An 871-nucleotide genomic window follows, 5' to 3' on the forward strand; every position below is an offset into this window, starting at 1 on the left:
TTTGATTGGCCTTTCACCCCTAACCACAGGTCATCCCCCAGGTTTTCAACCCTGGTGGGTTCGGTCCTCCACGAAGTCTTACCTCCGCTTCAACCTGCCCATGGCTAGATCACTCCGCTTCGGGTCTAGAGCGTGCAACTCAAACGCCCTATTCGGACTCGCTTTCGCTACGGCTTCCCCACACGGGTTAACCTCGCTACACACCGCTAACTCGCAGGCTCATTCTTCAAAAGGCACGCAGTCACGACGCACTGAGTAAACTCAATGCGCGACGCTCCCACGGCTTGTAGGCACACGGTTTCAGGTACTATTTCACTCCGCTCCCGCGGTACTTTTCACCATTCCCTCACGGTACTATCCGCTATCGGTCACCAGGGAATATTTAGGCTTAGCGGGTGGTCCCGCCAGATTCACACGGGATTTCTCGGGCCCCGTGCTACTTGGGTGTCTCTTAAACGAGCCGTTGATGTTTCAGCTACGGGGGTCTTACCCTCTACGCCGGACCTTTCGCATGTCCTTCGCCTACATCAACGGTTTCTGACTCGTCTCACAGCCGGCAGACTGTGAMAAAGAGATCCCACAACCCCSWMKRCGCAACCCCTGCCGGGTATCACACGCATACGGTTTGGCCTCATCCGGTTTCGCTCGCCACTACTCCCGGAATCACGGTTGTTTTCTCTTCCTGAGGGTACTGAGATGTTTCACTTCCCCTCGTTCCCTCCACATGCCCTATGTGTTCAGGCATGGGTGACAGCCCATGACGACTGCCGGGTTTCCCCATTCGGAAACCCCCGGATCAAAGCCTGGTTGACGGCTCCCCGGGGACTATCGTGGCCTCCCACGTCCTTCATCGGTTCCTGGTGCCAAGGCA

The 871-nt window shown here is 56.8% G+C and carries 1 rRNA gene; it reads right to left on the reverse strand.

The features are described 5' to 3' along the window. Positions 1-871 (reverse strand): 23S ribosomal RNA (locus ACJA3G_RS37825); the annotation flags it as partial.

The organism is Streptomyces sp. YS-3 (genome assembly GCF_045257485.1).
Classification (GTDB): Bacteria; Actinomycetota; Actinomycetes; order Streptomycetales; family Streptomycetaceae; genus Streptomyces.